This window comes from Paenibacillus sp. FSL P4-0113, from assembly GCF_038009305.1.
GTDB lineage: Bacteria > Bacillota > Bacilli > Paenibacillales > Paenibacillaceae > Paenibacillus > Paenibacillus polymyxa_D.
Genome location: NZ_JBBPAZ010000001.1, coordinates 4821076 through 4842023 on the forward strand (window position 1 = coordinate 4821076; position 20948 = coordinate 4842023).

The 20948-nt window shown below is 47.4% G+C and carries 15 protein-coding genes; 12 read left to right on the top strand and 3 right to left on the bottom strand.

Annotated elements, in window-relative coordinates; all coding sequences use genetic code 11:
- Position 1: 1 nt before the first annotated feature.
- The 3 genes from MKX46_RS20980 to MKX46_RS20990 form a co-directional block, all read right to left on the bottom strand.
- Positions 2-1417 (bottom strand): sensor histidine kinase, encoded by a 1416-nt coding sequence (locus MKX46_RS20980; RefSeq protein ID WP_318627038.1) that lies wholly within the window; start codon positions 1415-1417, stop codon positions 2-4.
- Complete coding sequence (locus tag MKX46_RS20985) at positions 1414-2412, bottom strand: substrate-binding domain-containing protein (RefSeq protein ID WP_318627037.1); 999 nt, start codon at positions 2410-2412, stop codon at positions 1414-1416. Before MKX46_RS20985 ends, MKX46_RS20980 begins: the two co-directional genes overlap by 4 nt.
- A 229-nt stretch (positions 2413-2641) precedes the next feature.
- Positions 2642-3487 (bottom strand): Cof-type HAD-IIB family hydrolase, encoded by an 846-nt coding sequence (locus MKX46_RS20990; RefSeq protein WP_029516082.1) that lies wholly within the window; start codon positions 3485-3487, stop codon positions 2642-2644.
- A gap of 264 nt (positions 3488-3751) precedes the next feature.
- Here MKX46_RS20990 and MKX46_RS20995 point away from each other — a divergent pair, with 264 nt between their 5' ends.
- The 12 genes from MKX46_RS20995 to MKX46_RS21050 all read left to right on the top strand — a co-directional run bounded on the left by MKX46_RS20995 (position 3752) and on the right by MKX46_RS21050 (position 20890).
- A complete protein-coding gene (locus MKX46_RS20995) occupies positions 3752-5251 on the top strand; it encodes an alpha-glucosidase/alpha-galactosidase (protein ID WP_340957554.1) in 1500 nt (499 codons plus the stop codon).
- 549 nt (positions 5252-5800) lie between these two features.
- Complete coding sequence (locus MKX46_RS21000; RefSeq protein WP_029516084.1) at positions 5801-7945, top strand: glycoside hydrolase family 6 protein; 2145 nt, start codon at positions 5801-5803, stop codon at positions 7943-7945.
- Positions 7946-8121: 176 nt separating this feature from the next.
- Positions 8122-9057 carry a nucleoside hydrolase gene (locus MKX46_RS21005; RefSeq protein ID WP_029516085.1) on the top strand — a complete coding sequence of 312 codons (936 nt, stop codon included), beginning with the start codon at positions 8122-8124 and terminating at the stop codon, positions 9055-9057.
- Between the two features lie 185 nt (positions 9058-9242).
- A complete protein-coding gene (locus MKX46_RS21010) occupies positions 9243-11918 on the top strand; it encodes a PAS domain S-box protein (RefSeq protein WP_341071745.1) in 2676 nt (891 codons plus the stop codon).
- A gap of 163 nt (positions 11919-12081) precedes the next feature.
- Entirely contained in the window at positions 12082-12471 is a 390-nt protein-coding gene (locus MKX46_RS21015) for a GntR family transcriptional regulator (protein WP_307348096.1), read from the top strand.
- Positions 12464-13366: an ABC transporter ATP-binding protein gene (locus MKX46_RS21020; protein WP_025723753.1), complete on the top strand. Its 903-nt coding sequence runs from the start codon at positions 12464-12466 to the stop codon at positions 13364-13366. The genes MKX46_RS21015 and MKX46_RS21020 overlap by 8 nt, the downstream gene beginning before the upstream one ends.
- Positions 13341-15437 (top strand): DUF6449 domain-containing protein, encoded by a 2097-nt coding sequence (locus MKX46_RS21025; RefSeq protein ID WP_341071746.1) that lies wholly within the window; start codon positions 13341-13343, stop codon positions 15435-15437. The genes MKX46_RS21020 and MKX46_RS21025 overlap by 26 nt, the downstream gene beginning before the upstream one ends.
- Positions 15438-15646: 209 nt before the next feature.
- Positions 15647-16411, top strand: a complete 765-nt coding sequence (locus MKX46_RS21030; protein ID WP_340954521.1) for a class I SAM-dependent methyltransferase — start codon at positions 15647-15649, stop codon at positions 16409-16411.
- A 196-nt stretch (positions 16412-16607) separates the two neighbouring features.
- Entirely contained in the window at positions 16608-18062 is a 1455-nt protein-coding gene (locus tag MKX46_RS21035) for a PstS family phosphate ABC transporter substrate-binding protein (RefSeq protein WP_341071747.1), read from the top strand.
- 149 nt (positions 18063-18211) lie between these two features.
- Complete coding sequence (locus MKX46_RS21040; RefSeq protein WP_341071748.1) at positions 18212-19453, top strand: WD40/YVTN/BNR-like repeat-containing protein; 1242 nt, start codon at positions 18212-18214, stop codon at positions 19451-19453.
- Positions 19454-19466: 13 nt separating this feature from the next.
- On the top strand, positions 19467-20330 hold the full coding sequence (locus tag MKX46_RS21045; RefSeq protein ID WP_341071749.1) for an aldo/keto reductase: 864 nt from the start codon (positions 19467-19469) through the stop codon (positions 20328-20330).
- Positions 20331-20344: 14 nt separating this feature from the next.
- Positions 20345-20890 (top strand): mismatch-specific DNA-glycosylase, encoded by a 546-nt coding sequence (locus MKX46_RS21050; protein WP_029516095.1) that lies wholly within the window; start codon positions 20345-20347, stop codon positions 20888-20890.
- Positions 20891-20948: the final 58 nt, after the last annotated feature.

A 20948-nucleotide genomic window follows, 5' to 3' on the forward strand; every position in this document is an offset into this window, starting at 1 on the left:
TCTACTCACTCTCCTTCTTGACTGGAATTCGTATGGTTATGGTAGTACCTCGTCCGGTACTGCTACTGATTTCAACCATTCCTTCTTTTCCGTAGAACAACTGCAGCCGCCTAAACACATTTTGCATTCCAAGTCCTGTTGAACTGCCACTTTCGACTTCGCCTTCAAGACGGAGCACGGACAGTCGGGTTTCCTCCGTCATACCCTTTCCGTTGTCCGAGATTTCAATTTGTACATCCTCGTTCGCTCGCGACAACGTCAACGTGATAATGGCTCCATCCTCCATATCTGCCACACCATGAAGAAAAGCGTTTTCAATAAATGGCTGGATCGTCAAGGCCGGAATTTGCTGCTGAAGAACGGAAGCGTCAAAGTGCAGATTAAAGAGAATTCTGTCCCGGAAGCGCGCCTGCTGAATGGTCACGTATTCGCGAATATGATCCAGTTCCTCCTGGAGAGTTACGGGTTTGTCCAGCTTTTGCAGACTGTACCGTAGTAGATTGGACAGCGAAACGATCAGGTCGCTGGTTTTCTCCGCCCCTTCCAGGATCGCCAGCTTGGAGAGCACATTTAAGGTATTGAATAAAAAATGCGGATTAATTTGATTTTGCAGAGCCAGAAGCTCCAGTTCCTTCACAAGCCGCCGCATTTCCAGACTCTGTTTATCCTTCTCAATGAGGATACTCAAATCGGCGGACATTTGCGAAATGGCGTCCGACAGTACGCCTAGCTCGTCATCCCGTCGCGGTGGGGGCTTGATATTCAGATCACCTGTAGCGATTCGCTTCGCCAGTCCGACAAGTCTGCCGACAGGGCCAGTAATGCTGCGCGAGATCCAGATTGCAAGCAAAACCCCCATCAGCGCGTTCATGCCGAACAATGCCACTCCTAAAACGTTCATTCGCTCATTTTTGTTCCGAATGTTCTCGATGATCGGCCGGTAATAGGCCAGTTCAGCATCGATCAGTCGCTGTCCCTCCTCATGAATATAGCTGACGGTTTTCTCCGCTTCAATATAATGTTCAAAAGCCGATTGAGGATCTTGTGTATTTGCATCCAGAACTGCGGCTTGTTTCTGTTCAAGAAATGTGGTCAACAAATTCACGTAGTCCTCCTCGGCGAAGGAAGGGTCGGTCGAGTCGGAGACTTCTTGGATTTTGCCTTTCAACTGCATTAATTGGTATTCTGTCGGACCCTGCATAGCCTTATCGTCCCTTGGATTAAGCAGATAGGCATATAGGAGCTTTAAGTTGCTCTCCGCCGATTCGGAGGTTTGCTCGATGAGGAGAATGCGGCCAAGCATTTCATCGTAGCTCTGTTGTACGACCTTTCCGCTTTGGAATACAAAATAAGCGATGATATTGGCGAACACAACTAGAAGAGGGATGAACAGAAGCAGCTTCGTTCTGATCGTCATCGTCTGTCATCTCCGGACATGTTGTCGGGAGTGTCCGCATGCACTTCATATATCCTGGTGTATGTTAGTTGCTGGGGATCATTCCCCTTTAGATAATCATTCAGCAATTTTATGGCCTTAGCCCCCATTTCCTCTGGCTGTTGAACAAGGGTCAGTTCGATTTTGCGATCTTTGATTGCTTTCAACGTCTCAGCCATATCGTCAAAAGCAAAAATCTGCAAATTCCGCGCGCCGCGCCGCTCCGAGGCTTCCAGAATGCCAAGGCCGTCCAGCGCACTGAATCCGACCATGTAGCGGATCTGCGGATACCGGGTGAGCATGTTTTGGGCTTGCTGGGCTGCCTGAAGCCGTGAAATATTTGAGGAGCGAATCTCCACAATGTGGAGATTGGGATAGCGGCTGATCACGGAGCGAAATCCGGCAAGCCTAAGTCGCTGATTCTCGACGTGCTCGCTACTGATCATAACTCCAATGTCGCCACGCTCTCCAGAGGCTTTCGCTAACAGCGCGCCCATCTGTTTTCCTGCTCCTTCGTTATCCGTTCCGACGTAAGCCAGCCTTCGGGAGTCCGGTTCGTCCGTATCGATCGCGATGACAGGTATGCCAAGTCCGGCTGCTTTGTCGATTAATCGTCGATACTCCGGATCATTTATCCCTTGAACCAGAATTGCATCCGCCTTGGCAGCGATCGCTTTATCCAGCAGTTTGATCTGCTCGGACGGATTAATGCGGTCTGGACCGATATAATCGAGCCGCATACCGTACTGTTCCGCTTCTTTTCGGGCTCCTTGTTCAATGGACCGCCAGTAATAATTGTCTAGCTCTTGCGATATCAATACCACTTTTGTATCGGAACCCCCGTCGTTTGGTGAAACCGTCTTCAATTGTTCTGCAAATTGGTGGATTTGAAAGGAAGACAGAGTGAACTGAAAGAGCAGCCAGGCAAATAGCAGGAAGACTGGGATAAGGATAAATGTCCATTTACGGTTTGACATGTCTTGCTCCTTTGTAAATATTTAGAGACTTAACTCATTATACAGTAACCAAAGAAGCGTAGGCAGCTATCGCCAGCATAAGCGCGATTATTGAGGAGATGGAAGTCGAGCAGGCACTAAATGAATTCCGTGGAAAGATAGCATTGGAGATAGGCCCCTACCAGTAGGATTAGGACATTTTTAAGTCCAGAAACTGCTTCAGGGGCTTAAGTATATAAAAATAACCTCACTAAATCAGACCATGCTTTTTAAAGCTGTGAAACAGTCCATCTTCATCCACAGCATCCGTAATGTCATCTGCAATGGCTTTGAGGTCCGGTTTGGCATTTCCCATGGCAATTCCTAGTGCACAATATTCAATCATTTCAGCATCGTTCATCCCGTCTCCGATAGCAATGGTGTCTTCTTGGGATCTTCCCAAATGCTCAATAAGCTTTTCAATAGCTACGGCTTTATGAATACCGGGAACCATTAGCTCACCACTGTCTTGCCCGAAAGCAGATACAGTACATTGAATAACCTCAAATTTCCCTGCGAATTCCTTTTTGATTTGTTCAAAAGGAACATTTTTATTTTCCAAAAAACATGCTTTGTTCACGTCACTACGGTACAGGTTGTCCTCTCCTATAGTTAGGCCGGTGATAAAAGGATGCGGGCGTTGTTCTTTTTTTTCTCTGGCTACGGGATCATTGTCCACATCTCCATAGATAAGCCGTTCCACATGGGGCAGAAAGTTTTTACTCGCAAACAGTCCCCCGTTCGATTCCAAATAAAAGTCCAAATCATGTTCATCAAAGTAATCGACCATATGTCTAACATCTTCATCCGATACTTTGTGGTGATATAACATCTCGCCTTCGATTTCTACAAAGCCCCCGCCAGCTCCGATGATCCCGTCAAAACCGACCTCCATGATAAAATCATAAATCTCCGCTTTGGATCGGCCAGTGCATAAATAAATCAGATGTCCGTTCTTTCTCGCTTCGATACATGCTGTTTTTGCAGATTCGGGAATCATACCATCATCATTCACTAGCGTTCCATCTATATCTAAAAAGATAATCTTTTTGTTCATCTTAGGCTGCTCCTTGCTCTCCAATGTTTTCTTTTATGTTACTACATTTACCGCACTTAAAGTACATATTGAACTGAAAAAACACTAGATAGAAAGAGAGAAGTGGGATGGATCAAAATGGAAATGGGAAACCCTCTGATCACGCGAAAGTTAGGATTTTTGACACCTAAATACGAAACTGGTCATGATTTTGATAACGCTTTCCACAGGCCTATTGCTACAATGACGGTATATACCCATTCTAATTACCGGAGGTTGAATGCCGTGTCATTTAAAGTAGCTTTTATTGGAGCAGGAAGCATCGGTTTTACCCGTGGAATTTTGCGAGATCTGTTATCGGTGCCGGAATTTAATGATATTGAAGTGGCTTTTACGGATATCAGTCAGCACAATCTGGATATGGTTACTGAGCTGTGCCAGCGGGATATTCGCGAGAATGGTTTGTCCATACAAATACAGTCCTCTACGGACCGTAAGATAGCTTTAAAGGATGCCAAATACGTCATTTGTACGATCCGGGTTGGCGGGCTGGAGGGCTTTGCAACCGATGTGGATATTCCACTGAAATATGGCGTGGATCAATGCGTGGGCGATACACTGTGTGCAGGAGGGATTATGTACGGTCAGCGTGGTATTGCTGAAATGCTGGCCATCTGCAAGGATATCCGCGAGCTAAGTGCACCGGATGTATTGCTGCTGAACTACTCGAACCCCATGGCAATGATGACGTGGGCCTGTAATAAATACAGCGGTGTGCGTACAATCGGTCTATGTCACGGCGTACAGCATGGGCATCACCAAATTGCCGAGGTGTATGGTCTGGAGAAGCAGGATGTGGACATTGTGTGCGCCGGAATCAATCACCAGACGTGGTACATTCAGGCGTCACATGAAGGCAAGGATCTGACAGCCGGGCTGCTGGAGGCTTTTGAAAAACATCCCGAATATAGCCGTACCGAAAAGGTGCGCATCGACATGCTTCGCCGTTTTGGCTATTACAGCACAGAGTCGAATGGTCATCTAAGTGAATATGTACCTTGGTACCGGAAGCGTCCGAATGAAATTATGGACTGGATTGATCTAGGCAGCTGGATCAACGGAGAAACAGGCGGCTATCTGCGTGTATGTACAGAAGGACGTAATTGGTTTGAAACAGATTTCCCTAACTGGATGAAAGAAGAGCCATTGGAGTACAAGGCGGAAAATCGCGGTGAAGAGCATGGTTCATACATTATCGAAGGTCTGGAAACCGGACGTGTATACCGGGGGCATTTTAATGTCGTTAATAACGGTGTGATTTCCAATTTGCCGGACGATGCGATTATTGAAGCGCCTGGATATGTGGATCGGAATGGTATCTCCATGCCACATGTAGGAGACCTTCCGCTCGGTCCTGCTGCCGTCTGCAATGTAAGTATTTCCGTCCAGCGTTTGGCTGTCGAAGCAGCTGTACATGGTGACGACATGCTACTTCGGCAAGCGTTTATGATGGACCCGTTAGTGGGCGCGGTGTGTAATCCCAAAGAAATTTGGCAGATGGTCGATGAGATGCTAGTGGCACAGGAAGCATGGCTGCCGCAATACGGAGCAGCGATTGCCGAGGCGCGCCAACGTTTGGCTGCAGGCGATCTGATTCCAACCCGGCCTTATGAGGGAGCAGCACGACTTAAGGTGAAGACGGTTGAAGAAATGCAACTGGATCGGGATGCCGCCAATAAAAATGCAGGACAATCCGACAAGGGCAAGGATCGCGAAAAAGTGTAGAACAACAAGGGCAGAGATTGACTTCACAACAATAAAAGGGTGTTTTCACGGTCATGAGGGCCTGAAAACACCCTTTTGCTGTCGATAGATATAACGATTTGGCATAGTTGGCGTGCTGGAGTTTATCATTGTCGATTTAGGCTGACGGAAATTAAAGAATACGGTCTTGCTTTTTATGAATTTGCTCTTTTGCCGTCGATCCTAAATCTCCCGAAAGCTTGTTATAGCAGGGATGTTCAACAAATGAAGAAACCGACTTCAGAAAAAGAGGGGCCGTGATGAACCACTAGGGTGGCAATTCATATGCCTAATTAATAATGTAGTCCTTAATTTATTCAATTTACAGCAGATTTCCAGCTCACTATAATCTAACATAGGAGGTGACAAAAAGGGGAAAATGTGAGCGCATGCACAAATAGAAAGCGCTTACCTTTCGCAACTATGAACGCCACTTTTTTTGGAAAGAGTAGAGTAGGCGTAACTCACAATTAATCATGTAACAATCAGGTGCCGACATAGGAAGATTCAACAAAATCCACGGAAAGATAGGTGAAGCAATTGAAAACAAAGCAAGTGCTTCGTAAAAGCATGAAGTATGCTTTTGCGCTATCACTCGTCGCAAGCAGCTTTCTACCAGGTGCAGGATTTACGGATAAAATACATGCAGAATCCCATGTGGACAATCCTTACCAAGGAGCGACAAAGTATATTAACCCTGATTATGCGGCTAGTGTCGACACATCGATTGCCAAAATTACGGATGCCAATCTGAAAGCAAAAATGCAAACGGTCAAAACTTTCCCGACAGCCGTATGGCTTGATCGTATCGCTGCTATTAATGGCGGTGGAGGCAAGCTTGGTCTGGAAGCGCATTTGGACCAAGTATTGGCGCAAAAGAAAGGCAGCACACCGATCACGGCGGAATTTATTGTGTATGATCTGCCCGGACGGGATTGTCATGCCTTGGCTTCCAATGGTGAATTGCCGCTGACCCAGGCAGGTTTGGAAACCTATAAAAAGGATTACGTTGACAAAATTGCTTCTATTTTTGCAAATCCCAAATATAAGGATATTCGTATCGTAGCGATCATTGAACCGGACAGTTTGCCAAATTTGGTAACCAATCTGGATACTCCCCAATGTGGACAAGCCAAATCTACAGGAATTTATGAGGCTGGCGTTAAATACACAATGAATAAGCTGAACGAGATTCCGAATGTGTACAAATACGTGGATATCGGTCACTCTGGTTGGTTAGGTTGGGATAACAACCGTGCAGCAACGGTATCCCTGTTTACAACTATCTTCAAAGATACTAGCAAAGGTTTGTCCAGTGTGGATGGCTTTATCACGAATACAGCCAATACTTCACCGTTGACAGAACCGAATCTGCCTGATCCCAACCTGAATATTGGCGGGCAGCCGATCAAATCGTCCAAATTCTACGAATGGAATCCTAATTTCGATGAATCGGATTTCGCTGAGTCCTTGCATAGAGATTTTGTCAATGCAGGCTGGCCAAGCTCGCTCGGCATGTTAATTGATACCGGCCGTAATGGATGGGGAGGACCTAACCGTCCGACTTCCGCAGTCGGCAATGATATTAACTCCTATGTAAACTCAGGTCGTGTGGACAAACGTTCGCACCGTGGTAACTGGTGTAATAGCAGCGGAGCAGGGATGGGAACGCCGCCACAAACGGCTCCAGCTGGCCATATCGATGCCTATGTCTGGGCGAAACCTCCGGGTGATTCCGATGGTTCCAGCTCACTCATTCCGAACGATGAGGGTAAAGGCTTTGACCGTATGTGTGATCCTACCTATACAACCAAGGATGGCACATTAACAGATGCTTTGCCGAATGCACCTATTTCAGGAGCATGGTTCCATGATCAGTTTGTGATGTTGGTACAAAATGCGTACCCTGCAATCGTGCCTTCCACTGGTGGTGTGGACCCAGCGCCTACAGCTCCAGCTGTACCGTCTGGCTTAAAGGCCGTAGCTGGTAATGCTCAAGTGACGCTGACTTGGAGTGCATCTACGGGTGCCGATAGCTACACGGTAAAACGTGCCACTAGCGAAGCAGGTCCTTTTACAGCCGTTGCCCCTCTTGTAACGGAAAGAGAGTACACAGATAAGGGACTGACGAACGGAACAACTTACTTCTATGTTGTAAGTGCTACGAATGCGAAAGGAACAAGTAAGGATTCTGCAACGGTAAGTGCTGAACCTAAAGGTACACCGACTGATCCAACAGAACCAGCGGGTGATCTGGTTGTAATGTACCGGGCCGGGGACACCGACCCAGCGAATAACGCAGTTAAGCCTTTCCTTAACCTGAAAAATAAAGGCACAACACCCGTGAAGCTGAGTGAGCTGAAAATACGTTACTATTTTACGAAGGATGGCAGCCAAGAGCTGCAATCCGTAGTAGACTATGCGCAAGTAGGCAATGATAACGTGCTGCGTACCATTACAGACAACTATATTGAAATTGGTTTCAGTGCTGCTGCCGGCACGCTTGCTGCTGGAGCGCAAACAGGTGATATTCAGATCCGCATGAACAATAGCGACTGGTCTAACCTGAACGAATCCAATGATTATTCCTTTGATCCAACTAAAACCTCTTATGCAGAATGGAACAAAGTAACGTTGTTCCACAATGATAAGCTGGTGTGGGGAATCGAGCCATAGGATTCGGCTAGAACATGTGCCCCTTGAGTGATTGAAAAGTAGTAAAAGAAGGCTACGGCATAACTGTCGTAGCCTTCTTTTACGTCTTCGAATAAAGAATTTGATGACCAAGGGAATAAGCATTGAAATTGTGTATAATGAAAAAAAGAATGCTGTTTCTACTGTGGAGGGTCATCATGAGCAAAAAGTTAATCTTAGATGTAGATACGGGCATTGACGACGCGCTTGCTATTGCGTACGCGGCCCATTCGCCGGAATTGGAGCTACTCGGTATTACAACCACCTTTGGCAATATCTCGGTGGAGGAGGCAACACGTAACTCACTGATTCTGCTGGAAAAACTGGGGGTAGAGGCTCCGGTCGTGTCTGGGGCTCACAAGCCGTATGCTCGGGAGCTGTTCAAACCTTATTCTCGGCATATTCACGGTGAAGACGGTATTGGCAATCAGTTGAAAGGAGCGCCCTCCCGTCAGGCTGCGTCTGGGGATGCCGCTGATTTTATAATCGGACAGGCTCGTCGCTATGAGGGCAAACTTACCCTGGTAGCTGTGGGACCGCTGACCAATCTTGCATTTGCATTGGATCGCTGTCCCGAATTGCCCCAATTGCTTGAGCGCCTGATCATCATGGGCGGCGCGGTCACAGTGAAAGGGAATGTAACTCCAGCGGCTGAAGCGAATATTTACGCCGATCCAGAAGCCGCAGCCTATGTGCTGGGAGCGGGCTTTCCGCTTACGCTCGTTGGGCTGGACGTCACGATGCAAACCCTGCTTCCACAGCGGGATGTGGATAAATGGCGTGAGCAAGGGACCGAGCTGGGCGCGTTTATGGCAGATATGACAGACTTCTATATGGAAGCTTATCGCAATTTCAGACCTGGTATTGCAGGCTGTGCTTTGCATGATCCTTTAGCCGTAGGGTTGGCTATTGACTCCAATTTTGTGGAGACGCGTCCAATGCACATTGCCGTTGAGGTGGGCGATTCCGCCGAGGTTGGTCGCACCCGTGAGGTGCAAAATGAGAACGAAGCTCAATCACTGACTACGGTTGATGTGGCACTTAAAGTCGATGCGGAACGATTTTTGCGTCATTTTCTTAGCCGGGTGGTATAAATTAGCCGGATGGTATAAAAAAATAATTCAAAGATTGCCGATGAATCTGCATCGGCAATCTTTTGTGCATACATGTTTTTAAGAGCTTTCGTCTAGAGGTGGACTCACCGCTATAAAAATCCCACATCATGTTATAATATGTACAAGTGGATAAAAATACCAGACTACAGAGGAGGAGATTGATTGTGTTTTCTGGTGCTCGACGACTACCTTTGCTGGAACATATGTATAATCATGCCCCGACAGGAATCGTGATTTTGTCGAGGGAAGGGAAGTGCCTGTACGTCAATCCCGCCTTTTGCAAAATGGTCGGATATGAGCAGGAGGAATTACTGGATATCCGATATTACCATCTCTTGTATAAAGAGGCTCAGGATCAGCGAGGGTTGAGGGAGGCTTATGCAGGTTGGCTACAGGCTACGGATCAAGTCTACAAGACTGAGTTGCGTTTGAAACATAAACGGGGAACATCCGTCTGGCTAGCGCTGGAATTAACCATATTTGATGATGTGGCTACCGAACAATCTTATTTGATTGCGTATGCAATGGATATCACGGAGAAAAAGGACATGGAGCAGGTGCTCTCGGATAATGAGGATTTGTATATGCTGATTACGGAAAATACGCCGGATGTTATCTCATATAGCACGGCGGACGGCATACTCCAATATATCTCTCCTTCGGTGGAAAAACTCCTAGGCTATACGAAACAGGAGATGCTTGGGAAAAAACGATTGCAATTTTACCATGTCGAAGATGCCGATTACATGCGTGTACATGGAATGTTCAAGGAAACAGGCATCATGAAGCGGCGTGTTCGTCATAAGGACGGGCACTATTTGTGGCTGGAAGTATCGTACCGCATTATTCGGGATGAACGGGGCAGAATCAAGCGAGTTCTATCCATCGGACGAAATATCACAGAGCGCCAGAAGAGCGAGGAGAACCTGGCAAAAGCTCAACAGTTGGCGATGTTCGGCTCATGGGACTGGGATCTGGTCAACAATGTTATGCATTTTTCCAAGGAATTTCGCAGCATATTTGGCTATTGTGTCAAGCCGGTTGAAACAAGTATTGACGCGTTCATGGCGGCTGTTCATCCAGAAGATACAGAGCGCATGAAACAGATTATCACCAACGTTATATTGAAGGGAATACACGAAGAGACCTTTTACCGAATTGTATTGCCGAATGGGGAACAAAAGGTACTGCGTTCAATCTGGGAAGCTGAAATGGACGAGCATGCAGGCAAGCCCGTTCAAGTGGTGGGTATGATCCAGGATGTTACAGAGCACCGGGAAATGGAGCAGCGCCTGCGTGAAAGTGAAAACCGCTATAAGTCACTATTTCAACATAATCCACTCGGGATATGCGCCGTGAATATGGAAGGTCATATCTTAAGTGTGAATCCGAGCTTGGAGGAGCTTACGGGTTATACGAAGGATGAGTTGCTTGGGGCTGACATACTTATCATGGCTTCCTCTGAGGAACAGGATAAAATCAAGCGTCACATGGAGCTGGCCAAGCAGGGTGAGACGCAAACCTATGAATCGGAATTTATACATAAGGAGGGGGAGCGTCTATTTATCAAGATGACGAATATCCCGATTTTCGTGCAAGAGGAAATTGTAGGCTGCTACGGGATTATAGAAAATGTTACCCCTCTTAAAAGCTACATTGCTCAAATTGAGAAGCTCAGTAATGAGCATTCGCTTATTTTGAATGCTGTATCCGAAGGAATTGTGGGTTTAAGTACCGAAGGACATGTCCGCTTTATGAACCCGGCAGCTGTCGAGATGTTCGGCGTAGGATCGGCCAAACCGCTGAATGGCGCATGCATAGACATGATCCGCCATGCTGACGAAATTGGCAGTCATTTTCCGGACGAACAGTCCTCTATTCTTCAAGCGATTCGAAGCGGAGCCTCTTATCAGGCAGAGGAAGCAGTATTTTGGAAAAAAGGCGGGTCCAGCTTTCTGGCCTCCTATCGAATCAGCCCTTTGATGGATAATGGCGAGCGAAAAGGGGCTGTGATGGTTTTTGTAGACAGGACGAATGAAAAGGAGATCATTCGGGCCAAGGAGTCTGCCGAACGCGCCGATCGGGCCAAGTCAGAGTTTCTCTCTGTGATGAGTCATGAGCTCCGTACACCGATGAACGGCATTATAGGTATGGCGGGGTTACTCGCAGATACTGAATTGGATGAGGAGCAGCGTAGCTATATAGACATTATTACCAGTAGCAGTGGTGCTTTAATGCAGATATTGAACGAGATACTGGATTTGAGCAAAATCGAAGCTGGTAAAATGTCTTTGCTGCACGAATCCTTTGTGCTAGATGACGTGGTCGGCAGTGTGGCTGACCTATTCATGACGCAGGCTATGGAAAAAGGCATTGAGCTGGAATGGCATGTGGATCAGGAAATGCCGGGGATGCTGGTCGGTGATCATGTGCGTATCCGGCAGGTGCTGGTGAATTTGGTGAGCAATGCGATCAAATTTACGGAGCGAGGGCGTGTAAATATCTTTGTGGAGAGAAAGGCTTACAGCCGTCGTAAAAATAGATGCCTGATTGAGTTCAGTGTTACTGATACTGGAATCGGTATCCCTGCAGACCGCCAGCATCTATTGTTTCAGCCTTTTTCCCAGCTTCATCCGGCACTGAACCGAAAATATGGAGGGACAGGACTGGGATTGTCCATCTGTAAAAACTTGGTCAAGCTGATGGGGGGTTCCATTGGTGTGGATAGCGATGAGGCCAGAGGAGCGACGTTCCGGTTCCAGTTGGATCTTAAGCTGCCGGATGGTTCAACGCTCGCGAATATAAGCCGTGATGGACCTTATGAGTCAAAGGAAGGCTAAAAAGAGATAGCCGTGATGCATGATGCATCACGGCTATTTTTTTGTAAGAAATCCCCAAAGAAAAGATTGACAAACTGTTCTAACTGTACTATTAATTATAGTACAGTTAGAACAGCTGAGCTTATACAAATGAATCAGATTAAGTCTTGAAAGGAGGAAGTCCATGTTCGAGCTGGATATCCGCAGCCGTAAGCCGATCTACGAACAGCTTATGGACAGGGTAAAGGAAATGATCGTATATGGATCACTTCAGCCGGATGAGCAATTGCCTTCTGTGCGGACATTGTCCGCTCAGCTAACGGTGAATCCAAATACGATTCAGAAGGCGTATCGCGAGTTGGAACGAGAAGGATACATTTATTCCGTTCAGGGCAAAGGCAGCTTTGTCACACCTGCCCAACATCAGCCACAACAAATCAAGCGAGATGAGGTTCGGGCGGCGTTGTTAAAACAGATGATTGTAGCCGTCCATTTCGGTTTTACACAGCAGGAAGTGGACGACATGTACGTGGAAGCTATACAAACAAAGGAAAGGGGGATGTCCCTTGATTGAATTAAGGGAAGTCACAAAGACATTTACAGAAGAAAAGGCTGTCGACCAGCTCGCCCTTAGAGTGAAGAAGGGCTCCATTTTTGGACTGCTGGGCTCAAACGGGGCGGGGAAAACAACACTGCTCAAAATCATCGCCGGGATTTACCGACCGGATGCAGGAAAGGTACTGATTGGCGGACAGTCCGTATATGAGCAGCCAGAAGTCAAGCAGCACATTCTGTTTATGCCAGACACCCCCTATTTTTTTCCGCAAGCGACAATTCGTCAGATGGCCCGGTTTTACCGCTCCATTTATCCGAGCTGGAGTGAGGAACGCTACATACAGCTTACGGAGATTTTTAAGCTAGATCCTAAACGAAAGCTTCACCGTTTTTCCAAGGGGATGAAGCGTCAGGCTGCTTTTTTGCTTGCCTTGAGCTGTATGCCTGAGCTGCTCATTTTGGATGAACCGATTGATGGGCTGGACCCGGTGATGCGTAGAATGATCAAAAATTTACTGTTTCAGGAAACCGCTGCACGCGAGATGACCGTCGTGATCTCATCTCATAATTTGCGTGAAATAGAAGACATGTGTGATCACGTCGGCATTATGCACCAGGGGCGGATGCTGTTGGAAAAAGAGGTCGACGACCTCAAGTCTGATACGCATAAGGTGCAGGTTGCCTTTCGTGAAAGCACGCATGAGGAAACCGTATGTGGACAACTTTCAGTTGTACATAAGGAGCGGAGGGGCAGTGTTCTGCTGCTCATTATCCGGGGGGAACGAGAGCGGATTGCAGAGACGATTGAGGCGTATGAGCCGCATGTGTTTGATTTGCTGCCGTTGACGCTTGAAGAAATTTTCATTTATGAAATGGAGGACGCAGGTTATGACATCCAACCGATTCTTCTGTAGCGGCGGCGTAATTCGCCAATGCCTGAGACAGCATGGCTGGATCGGTCTATTGTACTTGGTAGGATTGCTGTTTACAGTACTGCTGCCATTGTTTATGAGCATTGGTGATGAACAACCACGAGTGGTTTTAAAAAGCTTGTTTGATAACACAAGCTCAGGTAATGAATTGCAAAAATTGATTTTAATGACTGTACCGGTGCTGGCAGGTGTGATGCTGCTTCGTTTTGTTCAGCGACAGGGGCCATCCGATTTGTATCACAGCCTACCTTTGCGTAGAGAGCATCTATTAACGTCACATTTAATTAGCGGTCTTATTCTTTTACTTGTACCTGTATGGCTGACTGCGGGAGTAACTGCTTGGGTTAACACGTCAGTCGAACTGCCTTATATTTTTCAAATTAATGATGTTGGATCGTGGGCTTTGGTCGTGTCCGTCCTTACGATTTTCTTGTTTACTTTTACTGTGTTTGTAGGGATTTGTGTGGGACAATCGTTGCTACAGATCGTAGTAGTGTATGTTTTGCTGCTATTGCCTCAGTTTCTATCCATGATGATAGGGCGTTTTCTGGAACGTAATTTATACGGTTATGTGCAAGTGCGAGAAACCATTGTTCAATATATTAACGGCTCGGAGTTTCGCAGCAGTAATAATGTCTGGGATAACTTATCGCCGTTTGTACGCATTATGGACAATTTGCCGCAGCGCGCCTTTTCCTACATGGAGCTACTTGCCTATTTAGGTATCTCTCTGTTGTTTGTTGCCTTGAGTTATGGTTTGTATCGTAAACGCTTGGTCGAAAAGGCGACTCAGGCTATAGCGTTTTCTTTCTTTCAACCTTTGTTCAAGGCAGGGGTTATACTATGCGCCATGCTTGTACTAGGCGATTATTTTTATAATGCAGGTACAAGAGGAGCTAATTGGTCGATTTTTGGGTATGCACTTGGAGCTATTTTAGGCTATATCGTTGTAGAGATGGTCATCCGCAAGACGTGGCAAATTGTGCGTGTTCGTGCTTTGGTGGAAATGGTCGTGTACGGTGTGATCATGGGGCTGGTACTATATATCCCGATTTCAGGTTGGTTGGGTTATGAGGGGCAGATTCCAACAGCACACTCCGTAGAAAAAGTTTATGTCGGGCGAGAGGAGCCTCTAGAAGGAGATGCACAGACAGAAACTTATTACTCCCAAGACAGGGCCTATATCGCCTCTGTACTGAATTTACATCGAGAACTCGTACGTGCACATGCAGCTGGCGAGAAAATGTTGTCCAAAAACCTGGCCGTCGAATCGGCATTCATAGTCTACCGTTTGGATGATGGTTCCACCATGACTCGCCGCTATACATTCCCGGAGAAGCCTTTCCGGACAGAACTGACTAAAGTGATGGAAGCAGAGCCTTATAAAACGGTAAGATACAGGCTGGATAAGCTGCAAGGAAAAGCAGAGACGATTAATATCCAATCCGTAGATGATAGTGAAAGACGAGTGGTTTTAACCAATCCAAAAGAAACTCGTGAATTTGAAGATATACTCAGAGAAGAAGTATTAAATATGAGCTATAGCGAGATGCAATCAGAGAAATATCCATTGGGGAGTGTTTCTATTACAAATAAAGAGTCATCCTCTACCAATAACGAACCGAGCTGGCATCGTGAATTTTCATTTGAATGGCCGGCTTCCTATCACAAGCTTACAGGTTGGCTAGAGCAAAAGGGGTATGCTGATAAGGTGATCATTGATTCCAAGGATATTTTTTCGATACGGGCTGTTCCTATTATTGCTGAAGAGCTTGAACCTTATCAATCCAATCAGTATATTGAAGACTATAAGCTATTTAAAAGCATCCAACAGAAGCATAAAGCAATAACGATTGAAGATCCGAAGCTCTGGAGCACTGTACTGGAAAAGCGCAGACCCTATAGCTATACTCCAAATATGGCGAAAGGCACTTACCTGGTTCAGGTCAAGATCAAACCTTTATTTAGTTCAGACCCCCATACACGCTATTGCTATTTTACTCCGAACGATATGACACCGGAGCTTGCGAAGGCATTACCGACAGTTCCTTAAGTGGGACAGCATCTGGTTTGGATGGCATATGGACGGAGGTAGATGAACATGGGATGGTTGGGACACGACATATAACAACCTCACCGACGGGCAAGAGCTCCTCCACATTAGAGATGACATAAAATAGATGCACAGAGAGATAGAACGTAGAACATACAGAGAGAAGAGTTCAATAACGTACAGCTCAATGGTGGAGGAGCAAAAATAATATGAAATATACAGAAGATCGTGAATTTCTACAGTTCTTGGAGAATTATAAGCAGTCATTTTCCGGATGGGATTTTTCATTCATCTCGGATACGGGACGTGTGGCGAGCGAGCCCTTGGAATGGTCTTATGTCAGCAAGGCTATGAAGTTTATTCATTCATCCAAGGCGATGCTGGATATGGGAACAGGCGGGGGAGAGCTATTATCTCGGCTACGCCCTTTTCCAGAGATCGTATGTGCGACAGAAGCGTATGCACCGAATGTTCCTATCGCCAAGGAAAGATTGGAGCCGCTGGGTGTGCGCGTTATGACTATACAGGATGACGATTCCCTTCCGTTTGGCGATGCCGGGTTCGACCTCGTGCTGAATAAGCATGAGTCATTTTCGCCAACGGAGGTACGGCGTATTTTGCGACCAGGTGGGACGTTCTTGACTCAACAGGTAGGGGGCCTGGATTGTGCGGGCATCAACGACCGTTTGGGAGCACCTGAATACGAGTATGCGGACTGGACCCTTTCTCAAGCACTTGCAGGTTTGAAAAGCAATGGCTTCGAAATTTTAGAGCAGCAGGAACAGTTTCCGATACAGCGCTTTTACGATATTGGAGCGATTGTCTATTACTTAAAAGCAATCGAATGGCAGATTACAGACTTTCAGCCGGAGAAATATATAGAACAGCTATATGGTCTGTATTTAGATATTAAACGTGATGGCTATTGGGACGTGAAGCAGCACCGTTTTTTGATCCATGCCAGAGCAATATAAAGAAGATTCGATGACAAAAAGGCCTTTCCCGTGGGGGAGGCCTTTTTTGCCATACGCAGCTTGAGTAATTCATCGCTGGGAAGATCGGATAAGGCTTTTTTTTCCTCCTCTCGTATACTAATCTTTACCATAATTGTACAATGAAGAAGCAATGGCTTCTGTCTCATTTCATTCAATTAGTTATAGGGGGATGTACATGTCTGATCCAAAGGGAGTTATAACCAAGCCGGAAAAGGATGAGTCTGTTCGGACAGCATGGTTTTGGCCATGGTTGGGCGGTACGTTTATGTTTGGATTGTTTTCAGTCATGTTTAATGTAGTTTGGAGTATGGTTGTGGCACCCCAAGTGCAGCTTCTACTGAGGCATGAAGGTGTAACGGATACAACTGTGATTGTAATACTGCTTCTATATGCATGGATTATCGGTCTCATCTTTGCAGCTTATGGTGCCTTGAGTGCGCGTATGTCCAGCATGGGCAAGCTTTCGCTGATGCTGACCGGGCTATTATCATTATTATGTGGGCTGTGGTTGTGGATTGTAGGAATACAAGGGTCTGGTGGTCAACCTGCTGAAGTGTCGGGAGGGGCGTGGGGGCTCTTTTCATTCTATCATGCTTGGGCGGAGCCTGTGTTAGAGGTATTGGGTCCATATACACAGCATGGCGAAATCTGGTTTCTACTGGCTGCACTGCTGCCGATAGTTGGCATGGTAGTAGGAGTTGGGGTGAATCGTTATCCAGCGCTAAACGACAAGAATGGTAAGGTGGATCATAGATGGCAATGGATTGTTGCGGCGATATCTGCTGCGCTCGTCATTGTGCTGACGATTACACTGATGCTTCCTCAACGCCCATACATTGCAGAGAGAGATTTTCCGGTAGTTGACGGGGCTACAGCGGCCATTCCGTTTGCGCAGGATATGCTGCATGAACTGACCGGAATGAGCAAGGCGCGAGCAGCGCACGAACTGAGATTCAACACGACCCATCAGGCATATGTCAATTTGATCGAAAAGAAGGCGGATCTGATTCTGGTGGCTGGTCCTTCCGATGAGGAACTGCGGCTGGCGAAAAGTCGGGGAATACAAATGAAGCTCACACCCATTGGGTGGGATGCGTTTATTTTTCTCGTACATCAAGACAATCCGGTTAGAGGACTTTCTTCGGAGCAGGTTCGCCGTATCTATGAAGGGGCTATCCGCAATTGGAATGAAGTAGGGGGCAAGGACCAGCCGATCATTGCTTATCAGCGAGAAGAAAATTCAGGCAGTCAGACATATATGCAAAAGAAAGTGATGGCAGGCCATGAAATGGCTGACCCGCCACGTGAACTACAAATTGGCATTATGGGTGGTATGATTAATGCAGTCGCAGATTTTAACAAGGATCACAACGCGCTCGGATATTCATTTTATTATTTTGCAAATGTGATGCATAATCGTCAAGAGGTCAAATTTTTGTCTATTGATGGAGTGAAGCCGAACAAAGAGCACATCCGCTCGAAGCAATATCCATTCACAGCTCAACTGTTTGTAGTCACACGGGAAGGTGAGAAACCAAGCCCTTCGATGCAACGATTACTCGAATGGCTGCAAAGTGAAGAAGGAACTCGGGCCATCGAAAAAGGCGGCTTTGTTCCTGTAAACTCGTAATCCTGTAACGCTGGTTTGCATTCAGTCCATTCCGTATATTCACCTTAAGAGTGAAACGAAGACAGCAGGGTAATACATAGAATATACATGGCTGTGAATACAATACCCGCACAGCCATGTATATCACCAACATAAGGGGATGAACGAAAATGAAGAAAAAAACATCGGTCTGGGTGCTTTTACTCGCCGTAGCCATAGTGACAGCGGGGTGTGAAACAGGCTCACAAACAAGTTCGCAAACAGGACAAACGGCTCAAAATGAGCAAAAGGGTGCCGTCTCGGCACAAGCGAATGGTTCGGGAGCGACTGTAGATACACCGAAAATAGGAGGACAAGCAACCACAGACACTACTATAGCGAAAGTCCGCATGGACAATATTACCGCGTTGCGTTTGATCGACGGCCAATCCGGCTGGATCGGCGGAAATGGCTGGATTGCCCGAACGGACGCGTCTGCATCCGGTTCAGTCGGATCGACGTGGAATGTGCAATATCAGGGCCAAGGTACGGTTCAGCAGATTTTTGCCTTGAACGGGCAGCAAGGCTGGGCTGTTATGGCAGACAGCGGATCGCTGCTGGCCACTCGCGATGGCGGCAAACGCTGGGAGGTTGTTGGGACTGTACCTGAGCAAGGGCAAACGGGCTTTTTACACTTTGTATCATCCAAGGAAGGGTTCAGTGGCAACCAATATACGAAGGATGGCGGGCAAAGCTGGTCTTCGCTCCCTGTGCCTGGCCACATGGTAGGACAGCCATATTACCATGATCGGCAAAACGGCTGGGCGGTTACGCAGGACACAGACCGTTCATTCCAGATTTTACATACCGTTAACGGGGGCCAAAAGTGGACTACTGTCATGTCACGGACAACGGAGGCGCCTCTAAATGGAGCCATTATTCGTTCGGTAGAACGTGGCAACGCATGGATCGAGCTGGTTGGAGATACGGGGATGAATCAGACGTCGTATTCGCTTTGGCATACTGCCGATAGTGGACAAAGCTGGCGTCCTGTACTGGCGAATGCCACCGCTGGCGGTGGTCCGGCACCAGGTATTAGCCAGCAAGACAATCAGGTTCCCAAAAATGAAGGGGCGGCACCAGGTATGCTCTATGCGGTTAATAGCAGTACCGCATGGATGGGCGGTTACTGCGCACCATGCGACAAGCCCAATACGATCGGCTGGACGACTGACGGCGGCAAGACGTGGAACAATGGAAAGCAAGGCTTTGACGGTTATGGCGGTCAGCAAATCGGGATGGCAAATGCCAAAGAAGGCTGGGCTATTTTTTCGGACTCAGAGCAGGCCCCAGTTATGTACACTACCTCGGATGGTGGACAGCATTGGACGCAGAGCCATGTATTTGATAAGCCTGTGACACCAGGCTCATAAGGAGGGAATGCATATGAGCCAACATAAGAAAAGTGTGATCACATGGACGGACGGTCGTGAAGTACCGCTCATCGGGCAGGGCACGTGGAATATGGGCGAAAAAGCCTCACTTCGGCAGGAGGAGGTGCGTGCGCTTCAACTTGGCTTCGAGCTGGGCATGTTGCTGGTGGACACGGCTGAAATGTATGCGGAGGGCGGCGCAGAAGAGATCGTCGGAGAGGCCATTCAGGGGCGCCGGGACGATGTCTATCTTGTCAGCAAGGCTTACCCTCATCATGCGGACCGCCAAGGACTGGCTCAAGCGTGCGAAGCGAGCTTAACCCGCATGGGAACGGATTACATGGATATGTATTTGTTGCATTGGCGAGGGAATATTCTATTGGAAGAGACAATAGAAGGTATGGAAAAACTGCGTGAGCAGGGTAAAATCCGCAGCTGGGGAGTGTCCAACTTGGACAAGTCCGACATGGAGGAGCTATGGAGCCTGAGTGGAGGCGAAGCCTGCGCTGTCAATCAAGTGCTGTATCACGCGGCTTCGCGGGGCATCGAATATGATCTGCTACCATGGAGCCATGCGAATGGAGTGCCTGTGATGGCCTATTGCCCGATTGCCCAAGGTGGTCGCCTGCGACGGGGCCTGCTGGAGCATCCTGTTATGGTAGACATTGCTGCCAGCCACGGGGTAACTCCATCGCAAATTGCGCTTGCGTGGGTCATACGAGACGGTGATGTCTGGGCCATTCCGAAGGCGGTACAGGAATCGCATGTACGAGAAAATGCAGCGGCAGCAAGTATTCGGCTCACCCCTGAACAACTTCAACAAATAGACGAAGCTTTTCCTCCGCCGATGCGGAAGCAGCCGCTGGATATGGTTTGAGGAAGGAGGAGCCCATGACAGAGCGAGAGACAGAACTGCATGAGGTAGATGATCATCTGGATTATGGATTATCCGTTGTATTCATCGGCTTTAATCCCAGCCTGAAATCAGGCGAGGTAGGACATCATTATGCGAATCCGCGCAACCGCTTTTGGCGCATACTTGAGGGAGCAGGCTTGACACCTCGCTTGTACAATCCATCGGAAGATCGGGAGCTGCTGAAGCTGGGCTTTGGTTTTACGAACATTGTTTCCCGTCCCACGAGGGGAATGGAGGACATTGCACGCGAGGAATACGCCGAAGGACGTCTGAAGCTATACGAGAAGCTAAAGGAATACCGCCCGAAGGTTGCTTGCTTTGTCGGCAAAGGCGTGTACACCGAATACAGTAAAAGATCCAAAGTAGATTGGGGATTTCAGCCTGAACCGCTAATTCCTGAGATGCATGAATTTGTGGCACCTTCGTCTAGCGGACTGGTGCGCATGTCGCTGGAAGAAATCACAGATATTTATCGCCGTCTTCAAACGTTCCTTTCGTCAGAAATATCTGAAATGCAGTAAGTACGGTGAATATAGCTAGTACAAAAAGAACCACACGCTTCGGTCCCTGCTGGGAAGA